Source organism: Haematobacter missouriensis (genome assembly GCF_000740775.1).
In the GTDB taxonomy this organism is placed as follows: Bacteria; Pseudomonadota; Alphaproteobacteria; order Rhodobacterales; family Rhodobacteraceae; genus Haematobacter; species Haematobacter missouriensis.
This window is the reverse complement of sequence record NZ_JFGS01000045.1, coordinates 1-21,687: the sequence shown is the minus strand read 5'-3', so window position 1 is coordinate 21,687 and position 21,687 is coordinate 1. Positions and strand designations below refer to the sequence as shown.

Here is a 21,687-nt window from a genome sequence, read left to right as displayed (position 1 = left end):
ACGCCACCAAGTCATCCGAATGAATTTTTTACGACGCAGGCCGCATATGGTGGACCTGTCAGCGCGCTGGCTGGCGAGGTTTATCCAGTCACCGTATTACTTGGGGACAGTGCACTGAACGCGGGCTGAGACCCATAGGGCGGATAGATGCGCCTTCCACGGGGCTACCCGGTTCCACTTCAATACCTGATGAAACGGTTTTCAGGTCTGCGCTGGAGCGGAAATCGTTCGCAATCTGACGGAATCCAGCCCGAAATCCACGCGATCCTGAACACTCCGGGGCAGATTTTCCGATTTCCAGAGCAGGGAATGCGGCTTCCGAACGTTTTCAGCAACTCGCCACTGACGCTGTGCAGGCATTCGCACGGAGCGACGCGCCAGCCCCGCGCGTCATGTCGGTCGGCGCGGAGATCTCTGGCAGCGGCCTCGCCCGCGCGCTAGCAGAAGGCAGGCAGCAAGGGAGAATGCCATGCCCGTCATCGAACGCATCGCCGGCTATGCAGCGGATCTGACCGCGATCCGTCAGGATTTCCACGCGCATCCCGAGATTGGTTTCCAGGAAACCCGCACATCTTCACGGGTGGCGGAACTGCTGGAAGGCTGGGGTATCGCGGTCACCCGCGGCGTCGGTGGAACCGGGGTCGTGGGTGTCCTGCAAGGGCGCCGCGCCGGGCGGACCATTGGCCTGCGCGCCGACATGGACGCCCTGCCGATGGAGGAAATGACGAACCTGCCCTACAGCTCGCGTCATCCGGGGGTCTTTCACGGCTGCGGGCACGACGGACATACGACGATGTTGCTGGGGGCCGCCCGCTATCTGGCGGAGACCCGGGATTTCGCCGGGCAAGCGGTATTCATCTTCCAGCCTGCGGAGGAGGGTCTCGGCGGGGCGCGGGCGATGCTGCGGGACGGGCTCTTTGACCGCTTTCCCTGCGACGAGCTCTACGGATTGCACAATTCGCCCTACAATCGCCATTCGGAAGTGACGATCCGGCCTGGGCGCGCGCAGGCCGGGGCGAGCTTCTTCGACATCACCATCCACGGGCGCGGCAGTCACGGAGCCATGCCGCAGGCAAGCCGCGATCCGGTCGTGATCGGAGCGGAGCTGGTATCCGCGCTCCAGACGATCGTCGCGCGCAATATTGATCCCACGCATGCCGCCGTCGTTTCCGTCACGCGGTTTCAAGCCGGCTCAGCCTACAACGTGATCCCGGCGGAGGCCCAGCTCGCCGGCACCTTCCGCTATTTCGAGGAACAGGATGCCCGGTTGATCGCGGAACGGATCACGGAAATCTGCGCAGGTCTCGCCACGGCGCATGGGGTGCAGATCGACACCGACATCCGGCAGGTGTTCGACGTTCTTATAAACGACCCCGAACGTGTCGAGAACCTGATCTCATCGGCAAGCGACATCGTCGGCGGCCAAGCGCGGGCGGATGCCGAGCTGACCATGGGATCGGAGGATATGGCCGATCTCCTCCGCATCGTGCCGGGTGCCTTCTTCAACCTCGGACACGATGGAGAAGTACCGCTCCACAATCCGGGTTTCCTGTTCGACGACACCATCTTGCCCGTCGGGGCGAGCCTCCTCGCCCATCTGGTGGAAAGTCGCGGCGAGGCCTGACGACGCCGCCCCCTTCGGCAATGACCAACGCCGCCCACGGGCGGCGTTTCCCGTTCGGGAACTGCCCAAATTTCCGGCAGAGGCGATGCTTCACCGGTGGAAACCCGATCGTGCAGTCAAAGCCACGTCTTTTTCATTGACCGACTCAAAATTTTTACATTTTGTCTCATATAACGGAACCGATGTTCCATAAAACGGAACTATCAGATGTCGATACTCCAAAACGCCGCAGAGGTTCTCCGTTGCTTCAGCACGGAAACACCGGAATTGACGGTGACGGATGTCGCCGTCCGCCTGGATTTGCCGAAGGCCAGTGCGTCACGGCTGATGAAAGCAATGCGGGAAGCAGGAATGCTGGAAACAGTCGGCCTGTCCAAGCGGCATCGGCCGGGGCTTCTGCTGCTGGATCTCGCCGCGGCGTTCCGCTCCTCCTCCCGGCTGATCACACGGGCAAGCGCCGCGGTGGCCAAGGTATCCCGTCAGTTCGGCCATACCGGCTATGTCTCCATACGCGACCGCCGGGAGGTGACTGCCGTCGTGGATTTCGAGGGGACGAACGCCCTGCGCGTCGTCAGCAACATCGGTCGCCGTCTGAAAGCGCATGAAAGTGCGACGGGGCGCACCCTGCTGGCGCGGATGCCTGATCCGGCAATTGCCGCGCTCTACGGCGATCATCCCGGACTGGCCGAGGTGATGCGCCATGTGACGCGGGTCCGCGAAAACGGGTTTGCCTATTCCAATCAGGAAGCCACGCGGGGGGTCGATGCCATTGCCCTCTCCGTTGCCGACCCCATGAGCCATGAGGCCGTAAGCCTTTGCGTCGTCTTTCCCCATGCGCTCGTCGATGAGGCAGCGCGCATGGAGATCGTCTCCAGCCTTGCCGAAGAAGCGGCGCGGATCGCCGACGAACTGGGCGATACCGCCTTTGTCGCGCCCCGCTCCGCCACCCCTGTTACAGAAAAAGGACTGCCCGAATGACCTTCTCAGCCAACCGCTGGCGTGTCGGTTTCGACATCGGTGGCACCTTCACGGATTTCGTGCTGTACGACGCGCAGGATGCGTCGGTAACGCTGCACAAACGGCTGACCACTCCGCACGATCCTTCGGAGGCGGCGCTGAAGGGCCTGAAGGAACTGCTCGACCTGCGCGGCATCTCTCACGCCGATGTGGCGGAGATCGTGCACGGCACCACGCTCGTCACCAATGCGGTGATCGAACGCAAAGGCGTGCAGCTCGGCCTCGTCACCACGCAGGGGTTCCGCGATGTGCTGGAGATGGGGACGGAACAGCGCTACGACATCTACGATCTGTTCGTGACCTTCCCGGAGCCGATGGTCAGCCGTGATCTGCGGCTCGAAGTGGCGGAGCGGCTGGATGCCCGCGGCCACGTCGTGACACCGCTCGACGAACCCGCCGTGCTGGAGTCCGCGCGGGAGCTGGTCGCGCAGGGCTGCGAGGCGATTGCCGTCGTCTTTCTACACTCCTACATGAATCCAGCGCATGAACGCCGCGCCGCCGACATCATCCGGGCGGAGTTCCCGGAACTGGCCGTCTCCGTCTCCTCCGAGGTCGTGGCCGAGATGGGGGAATACCAGCGCTGCGTGACGACCTGTGCGAATGCCTTCGTGCAGCCGCTGATGCACCGCTACCTCACGAAACTGGAAGCCGCGCTCAGGGCCGACGGCTTCTCGGGGTCGCTGCGGCTCATGCATTCCGCCGGCGGACTGGTATCGCTGGAAACCGCCCGCGATTTCCCGATCCGGCTGCTCGAAAGCGGCCCGGCGGGGGGTGGCCTCGCCACCGCGCTGTTCGGAGAGAAGGCCGGGCTTGCGGATGTCATCTCCTTCGACATGGGCGGCACCACCGCCAAGGCGTGCATGATCGAACACGGCCGCGCCGAGGTGGCCCCGATGATGGAAGCCGCCCGTGTCCACCGCTTTACCAAAGGCTCTGGCCTGCCCATAAAGGCGCCCGTCATCGAGATGATCGAAATCGGCGCGGGCGGCGGTTCCATCGCTGCCATCGACGAGGTGGGGTTGCTCAAGGTCGGGCCGCATTCTGCCGGATCCGATCCCGGACCTGCCTGCTACGGCATGGGCGGCAAGAAACCGACCGTGACCGATGCCAATCTCGTGCTCGGCTATTACGACCCCGGTTTCTTCCTGGGCGGGCGCATGACGCTCGACCTTTCCGCCGCACGGGCGGCGGTGGCGCGGGTGGCCGAGCCGCTCGGCCTCACGGTGGAGGAGGCGGCGCTCGGCATTCACAAGGTCGTGGTGGAGAGCATGGCCGCGGCGGCGCGTGTCCATCTTGTCGAGCGGGGCAAGGATCCGCGCGCCTATGCGATGGTTGGTTTCGGCGGAGCCGGTCCGGCCCATGCCGTGGATGTGGCGCGTGCCATGGGGATCGGTCAGGTGCTGATCCCGCCCGCGTCCGGGGCGGCTTCCGCCCTTGGGTTCCTTGCCGCGCCGCTGTCCTTCGAGGGGGTGCGCTCGCTCCGTATCGAGCTCGCTCCGGGGTTCGATGCAGAAGCGGTGAACACCGTGCTCGGCAAGCTGGAGGAAGAAGGACTCCACCACCTCACGCGCGCGGGCATCGGCGCCGGGGAGGCCGTGGTGGAGCGGACGGCGGACATGCGGCTTGTCGGGCAGATGCACGACATCTCCGTCCGTCTGCCCGCTGGCCGGATCGGCGAGGCTGAACTCCCCGAGATCCGCGACGCCTTCGTCGCCGCCTATTCCGCCCGCTATGCCGCGCCCTTCGACGGCGCGCGGTTCGAAAGCGTGAACTTCCGCGTTCGCGTGGCCGGACCCACCCCCGCCCTCGCGCTGACCGGCGCGGCGGGTGGCGGCGACCTTGCCGCCAAGGTGAAGGGAAGCCGCACCTGCTGGTTCGATGGCGGCGCATTCGAGACGCGGGTCTATGACCGCTATGCGCTGACCGGCGGCGATGAGATCGCCGGACCTGCGATCATCGAGGAGCGTGAATCCACCACCGTCGTCGGGCCTCTGGACCGTGTCAGCATCGACGCGGGCCTGAATCTGTGCGTGCATGTCGGGGCGCTCAAGACCGCCGAAGCCGTGATCACCGCCGACATGGACCGGGCAGACGCCGTGGCCCGTATCCAGTCCGACCCCATCGGGCTAGAGATCATGTGGTCCCGTCTCGTCAACGTGGTGGAGGAGATGTGGCTGACCGTCTGCCGCACGGCCTTCTCCCTCGTCATCGCCGAGGCGCAGGATTTCGCCTGCGAACTGCTGGACAAGGACGGCGAAACGCTCGCCCACTCCCCCCGCGCCATGCCGGTGTTCAACCTGACCCTGCCCCGCGCGGTGAAGGCGCTGCTCGCCCGCTATCCGGCAGAAACGCTGAAGCCGGGGGATGTCCTCATCACCAACGACCCCTGGCTCTGCGCGGGGCACCTCTTCGACATCGCCATCGTGACGCCCGCGTTCCGCAACGGGCGGCTGGTCGGACTGATGGGCACTGTCGGCCATGTCTCCGACATCGGCGGCACCAAGGACAGCCTGCATGCCCGTGAAATCTATGAGGAAGGTCTGCAAATCCCGCCGATGAAGCTGTTCGACGCCGGGCAGCCGAACGAGACGCTAGTCGAGATGATCCGCCAGAACGTGCGCAACGGGGAACAGGTGCTGGGAGACATCTTCTCCTTCGTGGCGGCGAATGCGCTTGGGGCTGAGCGGCTGACCGCCTTCATGCGTGATTACGGGATGGACGATCTGGGCGCGCTGGCCGAAGTGGTGCAGGGGCTTTCGGAGAAGGCCATGCGCGACGCGATCCGCGCCATCCCGGATGGCGATTATCGCAGCTTCATCACCAACAACCCGCTGGGCGAAAAGATCGAGTACCCGGTGCTGGTCAACGTGCAGGGCGACAGCATCACCGTCGATTTCGACGGGGTGCCGCCGCAACTTCCGCAGGGTGGGCTCAATTCCACGCTGAACTATACCGCCGCGCATGCCACCTATCCGCTGAAGTGCATGCTGACCCCCACGGTGCGCGGCAATGCGGGTTGCTACCGCCCGTTCACGGTGACCGCACCTGAAGGCTCCATCCTGAACCCGACCTACCCCGCAGCGGTGAACCTGAGGACGCGGACGGGCTGGTACATCGCGCCGAACATCTTCATGGCGCTGGCCAAGGCGGCGCCTGCACAGGTGCAGTCCTTCACGGGTCTCGCCGTGGCCGCGAACGTATATGGCCGGGACGCGGAGGGGCGGTTCTACTCGGACATGCTGTTCTGCGGCGGCGGTCAGGGCGGATCGGCGCGGGGCGACGGGCATTCCGCGCTGCTTTGGCCCACATCGGCCGCAAATACCTCCATCGAGTTAATGGAAAGCCGGGTGCCAATTCTGATCACCGGCAAGGGCTACCTGCCCGACAGCGGCGGACCGGGCAAGGCCCGCGGCGGGCTGGGCCAGATCGTGACCTTCCGCAAGCGGGACGACGATGGACAGCCGACGCTTGTGTCCCTCTACCCGGAAGGTGTGGACAATCCGATACCCGGCCTCTTTGGCGGCCAGCCGGGCGGCGGCGCCCGCGGACGGATCGTCTCTCCCGACGGCACGGTGATCCATGACTGCGGCACCGGGGCGCTGGTGGAGATCCGCACGACGGGAGAGATCGTGGAGTTCGTCCTGGCCGGCGGCGCGGGCTACGGCAACCCGGCAGAGCGCGATACTGCAGCCATCTCCCGCGATATCGCGCTTGGCTATGTCACGCCCGCCCATGCAGCACGCCACTATCGCGTGGAGGATGAAAAACCCGCGCCCGCAGATCACGACAGGGTGGGCGCGTAGGCGCCCCACTCCAACCATAACGCTCTTCCAACACGGAGACCTGAGATGACGACCCCTGTCTCGCTTCCCCTGACCCGCCGCAGCCTGCTCGCCATGGCGGGGGCCGGTCTGGCGGCAGCGACATTCCCGCGCGCTCTTTTCGCCCAGTCGGGCAAGGGCGTCCTGATCATCGCGTCCGGCCAGGACATCCCGAATTTCGATCCGCATACCGCAACCGGGTATTCGGCCTCCTTCTTCCTGCGCAACACCTATGACCCGCTGGTACGCGTCGCGGGCAACCCGCCGGAGCCGGTGCCAGCCATCGCGCAAAGCTGGGAAATCAGCACGGACGGGACCGAATACGTCTTTCATCTGAACCCGGCCGCAAAGTTCCACAGCGGCAAGCCGGTGACGGCAGAGGATGTGGTCTATTCCTTCCAGCGTGCGCTCAAGCTCGCCAAGGGCAATGCCTGGATGATCCGCGGCATCGTCACGCCCGAAAACGTGACGGCGGTCGATCCGCAGACCGTGCGCTTCAAGCTCTCCTCACCTTTCGCTGCCTTTCTCCAGGTTCTGCCCTGGATGTTCATCGCCGAGAAAGCGGCTGTGGAGGCCAACCTTGGCAGCGATAACGGCGAAGGCTGGCTGATGAAGAACCTTGCCGGTTCCGGCCCCTTCGCGCTGAAGCGGTCGCAGGCGGGCACGCTGCACTACCTCGCACGGGTGGAAGATGCCTGGCAGTCGGGGGGCGGCAACCTTCAGGGCGTAATCTGGCAGATCGTGCGCGAAACGGCGACCCAGCGCCTCATGCTGCAAAGGGGAGAGGCGCATATCGCCGTCGATCTGACCTCCGAGGACATGGACGCGCTGAAGGACGCCCCCGGTGTCGTCCGCGTGATCGAGCCGGAATACCGGACCTTCTCCATCAAGATGAACACGGTCAAGGGGCCGCTCTCCGACCCCAATCTGCGCAAGGCCATTTCATGCGCGACGAACTATCAGGGGATCCTTGACGCCGGGGGCTATGCCGATCTGATGCAGGGGCCGCTCCCCTCCACCATCTTCGGCTTCGATCCCACGCTGGAAGTCTATCGGACTGATCTGGCGAAGGCGAAGGAATACCTCTCCAAGACCGCCACGCCGGAAGGGGGCTTCACACTCCGCATGGTGCATGTCTCCGGCCTGGAGCAGCAGCGCCGCTGGTCGCTCATCCTGCTCGACAGCCTCAAGCAGCTGAACATCGGCCTCGACATCCAGCCGATGAACTGGCCGGATATGGTGGCCGCCTGTCAGTCGCCCGACACCTTCCCCGATCTGTTTCCGGTCTATCAGACGGCCAACTACGGCGACCCCGACAACATCGCCTTTGCCGCCTACCATTCCTCCCGCAACGGAGGCTGGCAGAACGCGGTTTACAGCAACCCGGAGGTGGATGCCCTGATCGAAAAGGGCCGCACCACGCTCGACCCCGAGGAACGCAAGGCGATCTATGCCGAGTTCCAGCGCAGGGTCGTGGCCGATGCACCCGATATCTTCGGCGTCATCGAGCGGCGCAAGCTAGGTATGCGGGACGCGGTGAAGGGCTACAGCTTCAGCCCCATCGCCTCCAACGCGATCGAGGCCTGGCCCCTCTCCCTCTGACAGCCCCAGGGGGCGGTGCCCCCTGCCTCTGCCCCGCCAGCCGGGGGCGCAAAGCCCCTCTTCCAGCGAAAGGACAGCGCGATGGTCCAGTTCATCCTGCGGCGGCTGCTGCTGCTCGTGCCCGTTCTGATCGGGCTTACGATCATCATGTTCGCCATCGCGCGGCTTCTTCCGGGCGATCCCGTGGGGCTTGCCGCCGGCCCCAACGCCACACCCGCCGAAGTGCAGGCACTGGCGCGGGAATTCGGTCTCGACCGGCCGGTTTGGGAGCAGTATCTCCATTATGTCGGAGGCCTTGCCCATGGCGACCTCGGCACTTCGCTCTCCACCCGCAGGCCGGTGGCGGAGGACATCGCGGCCTATTTGCCCGCCACGCTGGAACTCGTGCTGGCAGCGCTGACACTCGCCATCGTCATCGGCATTCCTCTGGGCCTCGTCACTGCCGTCTGGCGCAACCGCTGGCCCGATTATCTGAGCCAGGTCGCAGCGATCGGCGCGATTTCCATGCCGCGGTTCTTTCTTGGGCTGCTGCTTCAGCTGTGCCTCGCCATGTGGTTGATGTGGCTGCCGCTGGGGGGGCGGTTACCGATCATTCTCGACCCGCCACCGACCGTCACGGGGTTCTACACCATCGACGCACTGCTTTCCGGTGACTGGGAAACCTTCGTGATCGTGCTGAAACACCTCGCGATGCCCGCCGTCGCAATGTCTCTTTCCCCGCTGGCCACGATCATGCGGATGATGCGTGCGTCCACGATCGAAGTGATGGGGCAGGACTATGTGACCACCGCCCGCGCGCTCGGCCTGCCCCGCGGAAAGATCATCCGAAAATACGTGGCCCGGAACGCGGTCTCCGCCACGCTCACGGTGATCGGACTTTACTTCGGCTGGCTGCTGGGCGGCACGGTTCTGGTGGAAACGGTCTTCGACTGGCCCGGGCTCGGCCTCTATGCCACTAAGGCGATCCTCGCGCAGGACATGATGCCGGTGATTGCCGTTGCGCTGGTGATCGGGCTTCTGTTCATCATCGCCAACCTCGTCATCGATCTCGCCTATGGCGTCATCAATCCGAAGGTCCGCTATTCATGACCGACGTCCCCGATACCTCCTCCCTCGGCTCTGCCCCGTCCGAAACAGGGCCTGAGCCGGCACCCGGCACCGACCGGCTGCGGCGCGCGCTGTTCCGCTTCCGGCAAAGCAAGCTCTCCGTCATAGGCGCGCTGCTGGTCGCGGCGGTGGTCTTCCTGACCCTCTTCGGCCCATGGCTCGCCCCCTACCCAGAGCATGTCGCGGGCGGTGTCGATACTGCGGCGCGGTTCCTGCCCCCCTCCCTCGCGCATCCGTTCGGCACCAACGAGCTTGGGCAGGACGTGCTGTCGCTCGTCATGGCGGGCACGACGGTTTCGGTGCTGGCAGCGTTCAGCGTGGTGCTGATCGGCACGATCATCGGCACCCTGATCGGCGCTATCGCCGGGTTCGCGGGGGGCTGGGTCGATGAAGCGCTGATGCGCTTCACCGATCTGGTCCTCACGATTCCCTCGCTGATCCTCGCCATGGCAATCGCCGCGGCGCTGGGTCCGGGTTTTCTGAACATGGTGATCGCCATCTCGCTCTCTTGGTGGCCGGGCTATGCACGACTCGTGCGGGGTGAGGTTCTGGCCACGCGGGAGGAGAACTACGTCACTGCCGCCCGCGCTCTGGGAGCCAGACCTTCCCGCGTGCTGTTCCGCCATGTGCTGCCGAATGTCGTCTCGCCGGTAATCGTCAAGATGTCGCTCGACATGGGTTTTGCCATCCTGACCGTCGCGGGGCTTGGCTTCATCGGTATCGGGGTGCGGCCGCCGACACCGGAATGGGGCACCCTGCTTTCCGTCTCCCGGTCCTACATGCCGGACTACTGGTGGACGGCGATGGCGCCGGGGGTGGCGATGTTTGTCGCGGTTTTCGGCTTCAACCTGCTGGGGGACGGGCTTCGCGACGTGCTCGATCCGAAGGGGAGGCGCTGAGATGCCGGATACGCTGCTGTCCATCCGGGGCCTTCGCCTGGCCATGCGGAGTTTCGAAGGCGAGGCGCAGGTGCTGAATGGCATCGACCTGACCGTGGCAAGGGGCGAGATATGGGGGCTGGTCGGCGAATCCGGCTGCGGCAAGTCGCTGACGGGCCTGTCGATCTCCCGCCTTTTGCCCTCCCCTCCCGCGCGGTACGCCGGGGGCGAGCTCCGCTTCGCCGGGCGCGACCTGCTCAAGCTTTCGCAAGCAGAGATGCAGCCCCTTCGCGGCAAGCGTATCGGCATGATCTTTCAGGATCCGACCACCAACCTGAACCCCGCGTTCCGCATCGGCGAACAGCTGGCCGATGTCGCGCTGGCAGCCGCACGACAGGAGCCGTCGATCCTTGACTGTCCCTCCAATGCCTCGGGGCGGGAGCGCAAGCGTGCCGCGTGGCGCTTGGCGGCACGCATGCTCGTCAGCGTCGGCATCCCGGAGGCGGAGACACGGCTCCAGTCCTATCCGCACCAGTTCTCGGGCGGGATGCGACAACGGGTGCTGATCGCAATGGCGCTCATCGGACAACCCGACCTCCTCATCGCCGACGAACCCACAACGGCCCTCGACGTGAGTGTGCAGGCCCAGATCCTCAACCTCATCAAGCAGGCGGTGGCGGAGCGTGACATGGGTGTCATCCTGATCACTCACAATCTCGGCGTGGTGGCCGAGACATGCTCCCACGTCGCCGTCATGTATGCGGGCAACATCGTGGAGGCGGGTCCGGTAGCAGAGGTGATCGGGCGCCCGGTGCATCCCTATACCCGCGCTCTCATGGCCGCGATCCCGACGCGGGAGACGCAACGGGGTGACCTGAAAGGGTTGGCGGGACAGGTGCCGAACCTTGTCACCCCGCCGCCCGGGTGCCGTTTCGCACCTCGCTGCGCGCTGGCGGTCTCTGCCTGCCGCGACGGCCTGCCGCCGCCGGTGACGGTCGGGCCGGGTCATATCGCGGCCTGCCTGCGGGCGGGCGAGATCACCGCTCATGGCAAGGAAGCCGCCCATGCCTAACCTCTCCCCGACCCTGCGAGCCGCATCGGCAAGCCCCGGTGTGCCGGTGCTGGAGATTTCCCATGTCTCCAAGGTATTTCCCGGCCGCCGCGGCCTGTTCGGCCGTTCGGCCGAAGTGGCGGCACTGAAGGATGTGTCCCTGACCGTAAACCGGGGCGAAAGTTTCGGCCTGGTAGGCGAATCCGGCTCCGGCAAGACAACGCTCACCCGGTCCATCCTGCAGCTCGATCTGCCGACATCCGGCAGCATCCGGTTCGAGGGGCAGGATCTGTCGCACCTGTCGGCAGCGGAGCTGCGTCGGCTACGGGCGCGGGTGCAGATCGTGTTTCAGGACCCCTATGCCTCCCTCAATCCGCGCATGTCGGTTCATGACATCGTGACGGAGCCGAGGGTCATCCACCATGACATCCTGAACCTCACCCCACGCCAGCGGACCGAGCGGGCGGCAGAGCTTCTCGCGCTTGTCGGCCTTGGACCCCAGCATATGCACCGCTACCCTCACGAATTCTCGGGCGGTCAGCGGCAGCGGATCTGCATCGCACGCGCTCTGGCCTCCGGGCCTGACCTGCTGCTTCTGGACGAGCCGACCTCCGCGCTGGATGTGAGCGTGCAGGCGCAGGTGTTGAACCTGCTCATCGACCTGCAGAACCGTCTCGGGCTGACCTACCTCTTCATCAGCCATGATCTCGGCGTCGTGCGCTATCTGTGTGATCGCGTGGCGCTCATCTATCGCGGCGAGATCGTGGAGGAGGGCGATTGCCAGACGGTCTTCGATGCGCCACGAAGCGACTATGCCCGCATGCTCATCAGCGCGATGCCGGAGGTCAGAGTGCCCCGCCGGGATAAACCCGAGCAGCGTCATCCGACCCCGGCGCCGGGCGCGTAGAATCTGCGGGATGGTTCCATTTCCGGTCATCCCTGCCAACGCCTCCCCACGGCAGCCTTTCATGGGGAGATGCCCATGCTCCATGGCCGGGTTGAGCTGCGGGCTCATATCCTGTCCCCGCGAAAATCGGACGCGCATCGCGCCGCAACCGAAGGGATCGCTCCCTGGCGAGGCGCATCTCCCTGGCATCATGATCACCGGCGGGCGTACCCGCCATCCACAACCCGGAAGACGATGATGGCGACGCTCGGCAAGGCGGGAAGGTCGGCGGCCAAGGCGCTGGCACGCGCCACCTTGACACGCGCCCGAATGCTTGCTCGCATCTCGTCTCCAGCATTCGGGCTCGTCCCGAATTCGGGAGGCCGCGCGCGGTGGCGGACCCTTGGGAACGAGCATCAAAAGACTGACCAAACGAAATGGCGGAGCATTGCAGTCCAAGGGAGCCTGATCCCGGCACGGAATGCCTCCGCCGGCGGCAGCCTTGCCGCCGCGCCGGTCTCGGTGTCCGGTGTGTTACGGGCCGCAGGGCCTGCCCCGGCCCGATGATATGGGAGGCCGCCGCGCAGCGTTATGAGCACCTCGGCTCACAGGCGGCGTTGGGCCGCTCCGCCCCCGGCAGCGGCTGGCACGGCCCAAGGGCGCCCTACCCGGTAACAGGTGGGGCGAGGTAGCGCTCGCCGCTATCGGCGAGGATCGTGACGATCAGCCGGTCGGCCATTTCCGGCCGTGCCGCGAGGCGAGCCGCCGCGGCAATGGCCGCCCCGCCGGACAGGCCGACGAACAGGCCCTCTGTCCGGCAAAGCGATGTCGCCGCCGCGCGGGCCTCGGGCGTGCCCACTTCCAGCCATTCATCGGCAAGACCCGGATCATAGACACCCGGCAGGGCTTCCACCGGGATGTCGGAGACACGGTGCACGCCCTCGATCTGATCGGGATAGGGATCGGCCTCCGACGGCAGGGAGGCGAGCGAAGGCTCCACCACAGCCACGTGGAGGGCGGGATTGCGCTCCCGGAGATATCGGCCCACCCCTGAAACGGTGCCGCCCGTCCCGACGGTCGCGACCAGCGCGTCGATACCGCCCCCGGTGTCGCGCCAGATCTCCGGCCCGGTGGTTTCATAATGGATGCGGGGATTGGCGAGATTGCCGATCTGATCAGCAAAGAATCCATCCGGGTTCAGCGCCTTTATCTCCGCCAGCAGGATGTCTCTCGCATTGGGATCGAGAAAGCGCCGGTTCGGTATCTGCACCACCTCCGCGCCATAGCTGCGCAACAGGTCGATCTTGCCGGGATTGATGCAGTCCCGGGTGTAGAAGCGCGTGCGATAGCCCCGTGCAGCCCCGATGGCGGCGAGACCGATGCCGGTATTGCCGCTGGTCAGGTCAAAGATCAGCGCCCCCGGACGGAGCTTCCCGGACCGCTCCCCCTCCCGGATGATGGCCCAGGCGGTGCGGTCCTTTATGCTTCCCGCCGGGTTCAGATATTCCACCTTCGCGACGATGCGCGCACCAAGGTCATGAGCGCGGCGAAAGCGATGAAGCTCCAGCAGCGGCGTGTTACCGATGAGCGCAGTGATATCGCCGTGGATTGCACCCGCCGGATCGGCATACGGGTGGGCGGACGGGGACGGGGTCTGCCGGGAAATCGAACCGGGTTCGAACATTAGACGGCCTCCTTCTGCGTCGTTTGATCTGCGCTGCGCCATTCCGGCAGCAGCCTCGCCATGTCGGTCAGGATTTGCTCGTAATCCTCCACCGCGAATTCGTAGGGGAGTTCGAGACGCAACTCACGGGCGGTCGCCGCTACGGGATCGCGGGAAAGGAGAGCGGCGATCTCCTCTACCGTGCCGACGATATCGGGAAGGAACAGCGTTCGCCGCGCGCCCTGCGGTTCCACCGTTCGGGCGTGGCGGCTGCGGGCGAAATCGACATAGCGGCGTCGCGTTGCGAAATCGGCGCTGTCCGTCGGCAGGATCACACGGCCAAGGCCCACGCGCCCTCCTCCTGCGCGGCGGAACGCGTCGATGAGCCGCCGCTGCGCCGTCAGAAAGTCATCTGTTCCCTCGCCCGACACGATGTTGCCGGTCAGCAGATGAAACCCCGCGCCGCCCGCCCAGACCGCGGAACGCTGCGAACCGCCACCATACCAAAGCCGTTCGGACAGCTCGCGAGCCACGGGTTGCAGCCGTGGCACCTGTGCGCCGGAGGCATTGCCTGCGACCCGTTCAGGGCTGAGCGGCGGGCTGGCGATCAGCCGTGCCAACGCCTCCGCCCGCGTGTGGCCGTAGTCGCCCTCCGCCGGATAACCGCCGATCAGCGCCGCAAAGGAAGGGTATCCGACGGACACCCCCACGTTCAACCGCCCGCGGGAGAGCACGTCCACCGTGGCGAGATCCTCCGCCAGCCTGAACGGGTGCTCATAGCCGAGCTGGATCACCGCCGTGCCGAGGCCGATGGAACGCGTCCGCTGGCTGGCGGCGGCAAGAAACGTCGCCGCCGAGGAGATCCCGCGTTCCAGATGCCGCTGACGCACCCACCCGCTGTCGTATCCCAGCCGCTCGCCCAGTTCGAACAGGCGGAGCGTCGCCTCCAGCCCCGTGAAGGGATCCTCCTCGGCGTAGTTGCCGGGAACGAGGAAGGCAATGTGATCGAAATCCATGCTCATCACCTCATCAATATCTGGGCAGGCCGGGCGGATTGGTGCGGCTTTCGGGAAGGCCCTCCTCCGTCAACTGCCAGCGCTCCAGAACGGCGGCATAGGTTCCGTCGCGGATCGCGCCGTTGATGGCCTCCGTCACCGCTTCTGCAAGGCCCGACCCCTTCCGCGTCGTGACCGCCACATCGGACCGCTCCGGCCAGCCAGCGGAGAGCGTGCCGACCCGGCGGATATCCCCGTCCCGCGCGGCGATATAAACAAGCTGGGCATTCGGCTGAACGATCACATCCGCCCGGCCAGCGCGGAGCGCGATGAGCCGCGTGGCCTCGTCATCGAAATACTGCAGTTCCGCCGGGGAAAGCCCGGCTGCCCGGTTCAGCTTGTCCCAGGCGAGCAGGATGCGCTCCTGATTGGTGCCGGCGCCGACGATGATCCGCAGCCCCGCGATGTCCTTCGGTTCGGCGATAGGGCCGTTTCCCCGCCCCTCAAGCGTGAAGAACCCGTGCAGCCCCTGCCGGTAGGTGGAAAAGTCGAACTTCTCCTTGCGCTCCTCCGTCACTCCGACGTTGGAGATCACGGCGTCGTATTTGCCGGAGACAAGCCCCAGCGGCCAGTCCGCCCAGGCCACGACCACGGTCTTCAGTTCCAGCCCCAGCGCATCGGCGATCAGTCGTGCGATGTCAGGATCGGCGCCCACCACGGTCTTTGCGTCATTCGCATATGTGGAAAGCGGCGGCCCGCCGGAGGCCGTGTTCGCGATGGTGAAGAAGCCCGGAGTGGCGAAGACGAAACCCTCGGGCAGCCTGGCAATGGCCGCCGGATTTTTGGCCGTATGGATCAGATCGTCGCGATCAGGGTCAAGATCGAACACATCCGCCGCGGCCCAGCCCGGCCCCCAGGCGGAGGTGAAGGCCATGCCAATGGCAAAGCTGGTGATGAATCGGGTGAAACCACGGCGGGAGAAAGCGGGGATCATGGCATGGTCCAATCGTCTGATGCTGTGGAAGAAGAAGGGCGCTTACTTCTTCGGAAGGCCGGGCGGGTTGACACGGCTTTCGGTGATGGCCTCGGCCGAGAGGTTCCAGCGCGCCAGTGTCCGGGCATAGGTGCCGTTCGCGATCTGCGCGTTCAGAGCCGTGGCCACCGCGGAGGCAAGGCCGGACCCTTTCTTCACCGCCACTGCGATCTCCGCCGTGACAGGCCAGCCGCCGGAGAGGGTGCCCACGGCGCGGGTCTTGCCCTCCTGCGCGGCCTGAAAGGCGGAGGTGGCATTGGGACCAAGGTAGGCATCGATGCGCCCGGATTGGAGCGCGAGGTCCAGCACCGGCTGATCGTCGAAATAGAGAACTTCCGTCGTGGGCAGGCCTTGCGCGCGGTTCTCCTCGATCCAGCGCAGCAGGATCTGCTCCTGATTGGTACCCGAGGAGACGGACACCTTCAGCCCAGCGATGTCTGCCGCCTTGTCGATACGGGTGATGGGGCTGGCGGCGGCGACATACCAGCCAAGCAGATCGGTGCGGTAGGTGGCGAAGTCGAACTTCTCCTTGCGCTCCTCCGTCACGGTGACGTTGTGGATCACCGCATCGTATTTCCTGGATGCAAGGCCGAGGGGCCAGTCGGCCCAGGCCACAGGGATCAGCTCCAATTCCAGACCGAGGCTGTCGGCCACCAGTTGCGCGACGTCCGGCTCGCCGCCGACGGGCGTGCTTGTATCCGTCGCATAGACCGCGAAGGGCAGCCTGCCCGGCACGGAGGCCACGGTGAGCTTGCCCGGCGACACAAAGCGGAAACCGGCGGGCAGCGCCGCGATGGCGGCCTCCACCCGGTCTGTGCGGATGCGGTCAGGTTGCTCGGGGCTGAGATCGACCGCAGGCGCGGCGGCATGGGCCGGAAGCAGGGGGAACAGAGCGGTCGCAGCGATCAGGGCCGCGCCTCTCAGCAGGGAGGGAAACATGGGAAGCCTCTTTGCAAGACAGGAGATCATGAGATTTCGGGCGGCAGGTCGCGGTCATCGGCGATGAAGCGGTTCGGCCCCAGCTATTTCGGCTGGCCCGTCTCCGCACCAGGGAGGGCGGCGCGGAGACGGGGCAGCACGGCCGCGACGGGAGGGGCCGCGGCCACGGGGGCGGGGATCAGAGCACGCGGCCCAGAAACTCCGCCGTGCGGGGATGCTCGGGACGGCTGAAGATCCGCTCGGGGGGGCCGGATTCCACCACCCTGCCCCGATCCATGAACACGATGGTGTCGGCGACCTCCCGCGCGAAGCCCATCTCGTGCGTCACGATGATGAGCGTGACGCCGGAGCGCGCGAGTTCCCGGATCACCGCCAGCACCTCCCCCACCAGTTCGGGATCGAGGGCGGAAGTCGGCTCATCGAAGAGTAGCACCTTGGGCTTCAGGGCAAGCGTCCGCGCGATGGCCACCCGCTGCTGCTGGCCGCCGGAAAGCTGGCGCGGATAGGACCCGGCCTTGTCGGCCAACCCGACGCGGGCAAGCAGATCCCGCGCCAGCCGCTCCGCCGCTTCCCGGGACAGGCCGCGGACGGCGAGCGGAGCGGTGACGATGTTCTCCAGCACCGTCAGATGCGGGAACAGGTTGAAATTCTGGAACACCATGCCGACATCGGCCCGCCGTTTCAGGATGTCCCGCTCCCGCAGCTCATGAAGCGCGTCGCCCTCCCGCCGGTAGCCGATCAGCTCTCCGTCGATGGAGATGAAGCCCTCGTCCACCCGCTCAAGGTGATTGATGGAGCGCAGCAGCGTCGATTTGCCGGAGCCGGACTGACCGAGGATCGCGGTGACCGAGCCCGCGGGAAAGGTCAGCGACACGTCGTTGAGCACCTTGTTCGCCCCATAGCTCTTGGAGACATGCTCGACATTCACCGTGCCGCCGGACGGGAGCGCCTCCGCCCAGCCGGCAGAAGACGCGGAAGGCAGGACGGCTGCCGTCTGCGCTGAGCCTGTCCTTCTCGGTGAGAGGACCCCGCCGCGTTCCAGGACTGCACGGAAGAGGTTGGGCGGGGGATTGCGCAGCGCGCCGCGGGCGAAATGACGCTCCACGAAATACTGCACGAGCGAGAGGACCGACAGGATGACGAGATACCATACCGTCGCCACCATCAGCAGCGGGATCACCTCCAGATTGCGCCGATAGATGATCTGCACGGTATAAAAAAGTTCGGGTATCGCAAGGACATAGACCATGGACGTCCCCTTGGCCAACCCGATCACTTCGTTGAAGACGGTAGGCAGGAACGCCCGCATGGCCTGAGGCAGAACGATGCGCCGCGACTGAAGACCCTTGGGCAGGCCGAGCGCCGCCGCCGCCTCATGCTGACCCTGATCGACGGAGAGAATCCCGCCCCGGATCGCTTCGGCCGAAAATGCGCCGAGGTTCAGGGTGAGGCCGATCACCGCCGCCCAGAACGGCGTCAGGAACTGGGTCGTCGGATAGCTCCAGAAGGTGATCGAGGTATAGGGAATGCCGATGGACAGCGTCTCATACAGGTAGCCGAGATTGTTGAGCAGCAGCAGCAGGACGATCAGCGGAATGGACCGGAACAGCCAGATGAACCCCCAGGCGACAGCAACCATCAGCGGCGAGGATGACACCCGTGCCAGCGCCAGCACCGTGCCGAGGGCAAAGCCGAAGATCGACCCGAGCAGCGTGAGCCACAGTGTCCGCCCCAGCCCCACCATCACAGGTTCCGAGAAGAACCATTCCGCAAAGACCGGCCAGCCCCAGCGCGGATTGCCCAGCACCGAATTCAGCACCGCCACCAGCACCACGGTGCCGGCCAGAGTTCCGAAGAGACGCCCGTAGTTGCGGGAGGGCACGATACGCAGCCCGTCGAAACGCCCCGGCTGTCGCGGAGTTGCGGTGGGGGTGGGGGTGGGGGTGGGGGTGGAGAAATCGGTGGCGGTCATTTCTTGTCCTTTCCTGCCGCACGGAAGCCGGGCCGGAGGGAGACGGCGGCGCGGCGGCGCCGCAGCGGGAGGGACGCGGCAGGGCGACCGGGAGGACGCGCCGGCGCAAGGACCGCGCGCTTCATTCCGCAGCCTCTCGGAAAGCGTGGTCGGCGGCGACCTTCGCGGCATGGGCCGCCTTGGCCGCACGGGTGCGTTCGGTCGCTTCCTCCGGGGTGGCAGCCGGTTCCTTCAGCGGCGTCGTGCCCGGCTGACCGGCCCTGGCGCCGATATGTTTTTCGAACGGCAGCGTCCGGTAAAGGGCGCGGTCAACCGCCGGGTCGAAAAGCCGCCGATAGCCGAGCGAGACGTAAAGCGCCTCCGCCTCCGGTTGCCGGAACCCGGTGGTGAGATAGAGACGCGTGTAGCCGAGCGCCGCGGCGCTTTCCTCCAGCGCCAGAACGATCCGCCGCGCCAGCCCCTGCTTGCGCAGATCGGGCCGGGTCCAGATGCGCTTCAGCTCGGCCGTATCGGCGTCATGGCGCATGAAGGCCCCGCCGCCGATCGTCTCGTCCTCGCGCCGGATGAGGAGGAAATCCCCGGACGGGGGCGCAAAGGCGGCGGGCGGATAGCGATAGACCTCGGCCCGCGCCCCGGCGGGGTCGAACGTGGTGCCGTAACGGATGTCGTATTCGCGGATCAGATCCTCGATCAGCGGCTGGGCCTCCGGCATGTGCGGAGAGGACCGGAGGATGACGATGGATGTCATTGGATGTCTCCCGAAAGAAAACCTTCGACCAGGGCGGCCCAGAGGGTGGCTCCCGGCAACAGGATGGCGTCGTTGAAGCGGTATTCCGGGGAATGGAGGGGCGCGCCCTCACCATTGCCGAGGATCAGGAACGCGCCCGGCACCTCCTGAAGGTACCACGCGAAATCCTCGCTCGCCGTGCGCGGCGCGAGGGCGGGCAGCACCCCCTCCTCTCCCAGGGCAGCCAGCGCGGCATCCCGCGCGATGCGGAGTTCGGACGGGTGGTTGACCACCGCCGGAAAGCCCGGACGGTAGTCGATATACGCGGTGGCCCCCAGCGCCTGCACCACGCCGGTCAGCAGTGCGGGAACACGGGCGGCAAGCACTTCCCGCGTTCGGGGGGAGAAGGAGCGGAGCGTCAGCTTCATCTCCACGCTGTCAGGGATGACGTTGGACGCGGCCCCCCCGTGGATCGTGCCGACCGTCACCACCGCCGCCTCCAGCGGATCGACATTGCGGGCGACGACGGATTGAAGCGCGGTGATGGCATGGGCGGCGGCCACGACGGGATCCACGGCCTCATGCGGGGCGGCACCGTGGCCTCCCTTGCCGCGCACACGGAAATCCACCTGATCTATGCCGGCCATCGCAGGCCCTTCGATGAAGCCGAAACGCCCCTCCTCCACCCCCGGCCAGTTGTGCAGGCCAAAGATGGCATCCACGGGAAAGCGGTCGAACAATCCTTCGCCGATCAGCCGCCGGGCGCCCTGCCCTATCTCCTCGGCGGGCTGGAAGATCAGGTGGAGTGTGCCTCGGAAGCGCCGCGTTTCCGCCAGATAGCGCGCCGCAGCGAGCAGGATCGCCGTATGCCCGTCGTGGCCGCAGGCATGCATCACCCCCGGCACGGCGGAGGCGAAGGGCAGACCGGTCGCCTCATGGATCGGCAGCGCGTCGATGTCGGCGCGGATCGCCAGTCGCCGCCCCTTCCCGTTGCGGAGCGTCCCGATCACCCCGGTCCCGGCGAGGGGGGTGACGTCGTAGCCCCAGCCCTCCAGCAGCGCGGCAATCCGTGCGGAGGTCCGGCGCTCCTGAAAGGCCAGCTCGGGGTGATGATGCAGTTCCTGCCGCAACACCACGAATTCATCTATGGTTTCGGCAATCCTCTCCCGTGCGGCGCCTTGAGACGCCGTGATCCGTTCTGCCATGGTCATGACGTTCTCCTATACGGCTGCGGCCTGCGGGAGCGGCCCCGCGCGATAGCGGCTTTCCCGGAATGGCAGGCCGAGATGGTCCCGCAAGGTCTCTCCCGGAAGCTCGCGGTTGTACCGGCCCTGCGCCTCAAGCTCCGGGATCACGAGGTCGATGAAGTCCTGAAGCCCCTCCGCGATGACGGAGAAGCCCAGGATGAAGCCGTCACACGCGCCCGCGTCGATCCAGCGGGTGATCTCCCGCGCCACATCCGGCCCGGTCCCGATGAAATTCGGCCGGGGCGTGGCGGCGGCAAGGGCCGCTTCACGCAGGGTCTGACCCGTTTCGCGGGCCACGCGCTTGATCCGATCCGTGGTGGAGCGGAAGGAGTTCCGGCCGAGATCGCCCAGATCGGGAAAGGGGGCGTCCGGGTCATACTGGCTGAAATCGTGGTGCTCGAAGTAACGGCCCAGATAGGCCAGTGCTTCCTCCACGGAGATCAGGTCGCGGATGATCCGGTATTTCTCCTCCGCCTCCGCAGATGTCCGCCCGATGATCGGGGCGATGCCGGGAAACACCTTCACGTCGGAGCGCGCCCGGCCATGTGCCTGAGCGGCGTCCTTGACGCGATTGGTGAAGGCGCGGGTTTCGTCGAGATCGGGGGAATGGGTGAACACGGCATCGGCATATTTCCCGGCAAGCCCGATGCCCGCATCCGACGATCCCGCCTGGAAGATCACCGGCTGCCCCTGTTTAGAGCGCGGCGCGTTGAGCGGCCCTGCAACCTGGAAGAAGCGTCCCTTGTGGTTCAGCGTGTGCAGCTTTTCGGGGTCGAAGAACCGGCCCGTCTCCCGGTCACGCGGGATCGCATCCTCATCCCAGCTGTCCCAGAGACCCTGCGTGACCTCCAGATATTCGTCGGCGATCTCGTAGCGCAGCGCGTGTTCGGGATGGGCGCGCGAATAGTTCAGCGCGGAGCCTTCCAGAGGCGTCGTCACCACGTTCCAGCCTGCGCGCCCCCCGGACAGCAGGTCGAGCGACGCCAGTTGCCGCGCCACGGTGAACGGGTCCGAATAGGAGGTGGAGACCGTCCCGGCGAGGCCGATCTTTGTCGTTTCCCGTGCGAGTGCCGAGAGCAGCATCAGCGGCTCGAAACGGTTGAGGAAATGCGGGATCGACTTTTC

At 66.0% G+C, this 21,687-nt stretch carries 17 protein-coding genes; 8 read left to right on the top strand and 9 right to left on the bottom strand.

All coding sequences use genetic code 11. The annotated features are described in order from the left end of the window. The first annotated feature begins 469 nt into the window (after positions 1–469). The 8 genes from CG51_RS17225 (at position 470) to CG51_RS17190 (ending at position 12,007) form a co-directional block, all read left to right on the top strand. Positions 470–1,624, top strand: coding sequence for an amidohydrolase (locus tag CG51_RS17225; protein ID WP_035747107.1), 1,155 nt, complete (start codon positions 470–472; stop codon positions 1,622–1,624). A gap of 207 nt (positions 1,625–1,831) precedes the next feature. Next, the gene (locus tag CG51_RS17220) at positions 1,832–2,602 is read left to right on the top strand and encodes an IclR family transcriptional regulator (protein ID WP_051930814.1); all 771 of its coding nucleotides are present in this window, start codon (positions 1,832–1,834) and stop codon (positions 2,600–2,602) included. After that, positions 2,599–6,444, top strand: a complete 3,846-nt coding sequence (locus CG51_RS17215) for a hydantoinase B/oxoprolinase family protein (protein WP_035747105.1) — start codon at positions 2,599–2,601, stop codon at positions 6,442–6,444. The genes CG51_RS17220 and CG51_RS17215 overlap by 4 nt, the downstream gene beginning before the upstream one ends. Before the next feature lie 45 nt (positions 6,445–6,489). Next, entirely contained in the window at positions 6,490–8,064 is a 1,575-nt protein-coding gene (locus tag CG51_RS17210; RefSeq protein WP_035747103.1) for an ABC transporter substrate-binding protein, read from the top strand. A gap of 81 nt (positions 8,065–8,145) precedes the next feature. Continuing rightward, on the top strand, positions 8,146–9,153 hold the full coding sequence (locus CG51_RS17205) for an ABC transporter permease (protein ID WP_035747102.1): 1,008 nt from the start codon (positions 8,146–8,148) through the stop codon (positions 9,151–9,153). Then, the gene (locus tag CG51_RS17200; protein ID WP_035747100.1) at positions 9,150–10,070 is read left to right on the top strand and encodes an ABC transporter permease; all 921 of its coding nucleotides are present in this window, start codon (positions 9,150–9,152) and stop codon (positions 10,068–10,070) included. Before CG51_RS17205 ends, CG51_RS17200 begins: the two co-directional genes overlap by 4 nt. A gap of 1 nt (position 10,071) precedes the next feature. Next, positions 10,072–11,121, top strand: a complete 1,050-nt coding sequence (locus tag CG51_RS17195) for an ABC transporter ATP-binding protein (protein WP_035747098.1) — start codon at positions 10,072–10,074, stop codon at positions 11,119–11,121. After that, a complete protein-coding gene (locus tag CG51_RS17190; RefSeq protein ID WP_051930812.1) occupies positions 11,114–12,007 on the top strand; it encodes an ATP-binding cassette domain-containing protein in 894 nt (297 codons plus the stop codon). The genes CG51_RS17195 and CG51_RS17190 overlap by 8 nt, the downstream gene beginning before the upstream one ends. A gap of 194 nt (positions 12,008–12,201) precedes the next feature. Here CG51_RS17190 and CG51_RS20980 read toward each other — a convergent pair whose 3' ends face one another. The 9 genes from CG51_RS20980 to CG51_RS17145 all read right to left on the bottom strand — a co-directional run. Next, a complete protein-coding gene (locus CG51_RS20980) occupies positions 12,202–12,330 on the bottom strand; it encodes a hypothetical protein (protein ID WP_269845379.1) in 129 nt (42 codons plus the stop codon). 320 nt (positions 12,331–12,650) lie between these two features. Next, positions 12,651–13,670: a PLP-dependent cysteine synthase family protein gene (locus CG51_RS17185; RefSeq protein WP_084695257.1), complete on the bottom strand. Its 1,020-nt coding sequence runs from the start codon at positions 13,668–13,670 to the stop codon at positions 12,651–12,653. Continuing rightward, positions 13,670–14,665 carry an LLM class flavin-dependent oxidoreductase gene (locus CG51_RS17180; RefSeq protein WP_035747119.1) on the bottom strand — a complete coding sequence of 332 codons (996 nt, stop codon included), beginning with the start codon at positions 14,663–14,665 and terminating at the stop codon, positions 13,670–13,672. The genes CG51_RS17185 and CG51_RS17180 overlap by 1 nt, the downstream gene beginning before the upstream one ends. Positions 14,666–14,678: 13 nt before the next feature. Next, a complete protein-coding gene (locus CG51_RS17175; protein ID WP_035747095.1) occupies positions 14,679–15,638 on the bottom strand; it encodes an ABC transporter substrate-binding protein in 960 nt (319 codons plus the stop codon). 42 nt (positions 15,639–15,680) lie between these two features. Continuing rightward, positions 15,681–16,616 (bottom strand): ABC transporter substrate-binding protein, encoded by a 936-nt coding sequence (locus tag CG51_RS17170; RefSeq protein ID WP_035747117.1) that lies wholly within the window; start codon positions 16,614–16,616, stop codon positions 15,681–15,683. Between the two features lie 178 nt (positions 16,617–16,794). Next, the gene (locus CG51_RS21185) at positions 16,795–18,588 is read right to left on the bottom strand and encodes an amino acid ABC transporter permease/ATP-binding protein (RefSeq protein ID WP_084695255.1); all 1,794 of its coding nucleotides are present in this window, start codon (positions 18,586–18,588) and stop codon (positions 16,795–16,797) included. Between the two features lie 121 nt (positions 18,589–18,709). After that, a complete protein-coding gene (locus CG51_RS17155; protein WP_035747094.1) occupies positions 18,710–19,336 on the bottom strand; it encodes a GNAT family N-acetyltransferase in 627 nt (208 codons plus the stop codon). After that, positions 19,333–20,526 carry a M20 aminoacylase family protein gene (locus tag CG51_RS17150; protein ID WP_051930810.1) on the bottom strand — a complete coding sequence of 398 codons (1,194 nt, stop codon included), beginning with the start codon at positions 20,524–20,526 and terminating at the stop codon, positions 19,333–19,335. Before CG51_RS17150 ends, CG51_RS17155 begins: the two co-directional genes overlap by 4 nt. Before the next feature lie 9 nt (positions 20,527–20,535). Continuing rightward, positions 20,536–21,687 (bottom strand): LLM class flavin-dependent oxidoreductase (locus tag CG51_RS17145; protein ID WP_035747092.1); only part of this gene is annotated, 1,152 nt, incomplete at its 5' end.

Coding starts and splice junctions, on each gene's coding strand:
- CG51_RS17225 (WP_035747107.1), top strand. CDS start 470: ATGCCCGTCATCGAACGCATCGCCGGCTATGCAGCGGATCTGACCGCG.
- CG51_RS17220 (WP_051930814.1), top strand. CDS start 1,832: ATGTCGATACTCCAAAACGCCGCAGAGGTTCTCCGTTGCTTCAGCACG.
- CG51_RS17215 (WP_035747105.1), top strand. CDS start 2,599: ATGACCTTCTCAGCCAACCGCTGGCGTGTCGGTTTCGACATCGGTGGC.
- CG51_RS17210 (WP_035747103.1), top strand. CDS start 6,490: ATGACGACCCCTGTCTCGCTTCCCCTGACCCGCCGCAGCCTGCTCGCC.
- CG51_RS17205 (WP_035747102.1), top strand. CDS start 8,146: ATGGTCCAGTTCATCCTGCGGCGGCTGCTGCTGCTCGTGCCCGTTCTG.
- CG51_RS17200 (WP_035747100.1), top strand. CDS start 9,150: ATGACCGACGTCCCCGATACCTCCTCCCTCGGCTCTGCCCCGTCCGAA.
- CG51_RS17195 (WP_035747098.1), top strand. CDS start 10,072: ATGCCGGATACGCTGCTGTCCATCCGGGGCCTTCGCCTGGCCATGCGG.
- CG51_RS17190 (WP_051930812.1), top strand. CDS start 11,114: ATGCCTAACCTCTCCCCGACCCTGCGAGCCGCATCGGCAAGCCCCGGT.
- CG51_RS20980 (WP_269845379.1), bottom strand. CDS start 12,330: ATGCGAGCAAGCATTCGGGCGCGTGTCAAGGTGGCGCGTGCCAGCGCC.
- CG51_RS17185 (WP_084695257.1), bottom strand. CDS start 13,670: ATGTTCGAACCCGGTTCGATTTCCCGGCAGACCCCGTCCCCGTCCGCC.
- CG51_RS17180 (WP_035747119.1), bottom strand. CDS start 14,665: ATGGATTTCGATCACATTGCCTTCCTCGTTCCCGGCAACTACGCCGAG.
- CG51_RS17175 (WP_035747095.1), bottom strand. CDS start 15,638: ATGATCCCCGCTTTCTCCCGCCGTGGTTTCACCCGATTCATCACCAGC.
- CG51_RS17170 (WP_035747117.1), bottom strand. CDS start 16,616: ATGTTTCCCTCCCTGCTGAGAGGCGCGGCCCTGATCGCTGCGACCGCT.
- CG51_RS21185 (WP_084695255.1), bottom strand. CDS start 18,588: ATGACCGCCACCGATTTCTCCACCCCCACCCCCACCCCCACCCCCACC.
- CG51_RS17155 (WP_035747094.1), bottom strand. CDS start 19,336: ATGACATCCATCGTCATCCTCCGGTCCTCTCCGCACATGCCGGAGGCC.
- CG51_RS17150 (WP_051930810.1), bottom strand. CDS start 20,526: ATGACCATGGCAGAACGGATCACGGCGTCTCAAGGCGCCGCACGGGAG.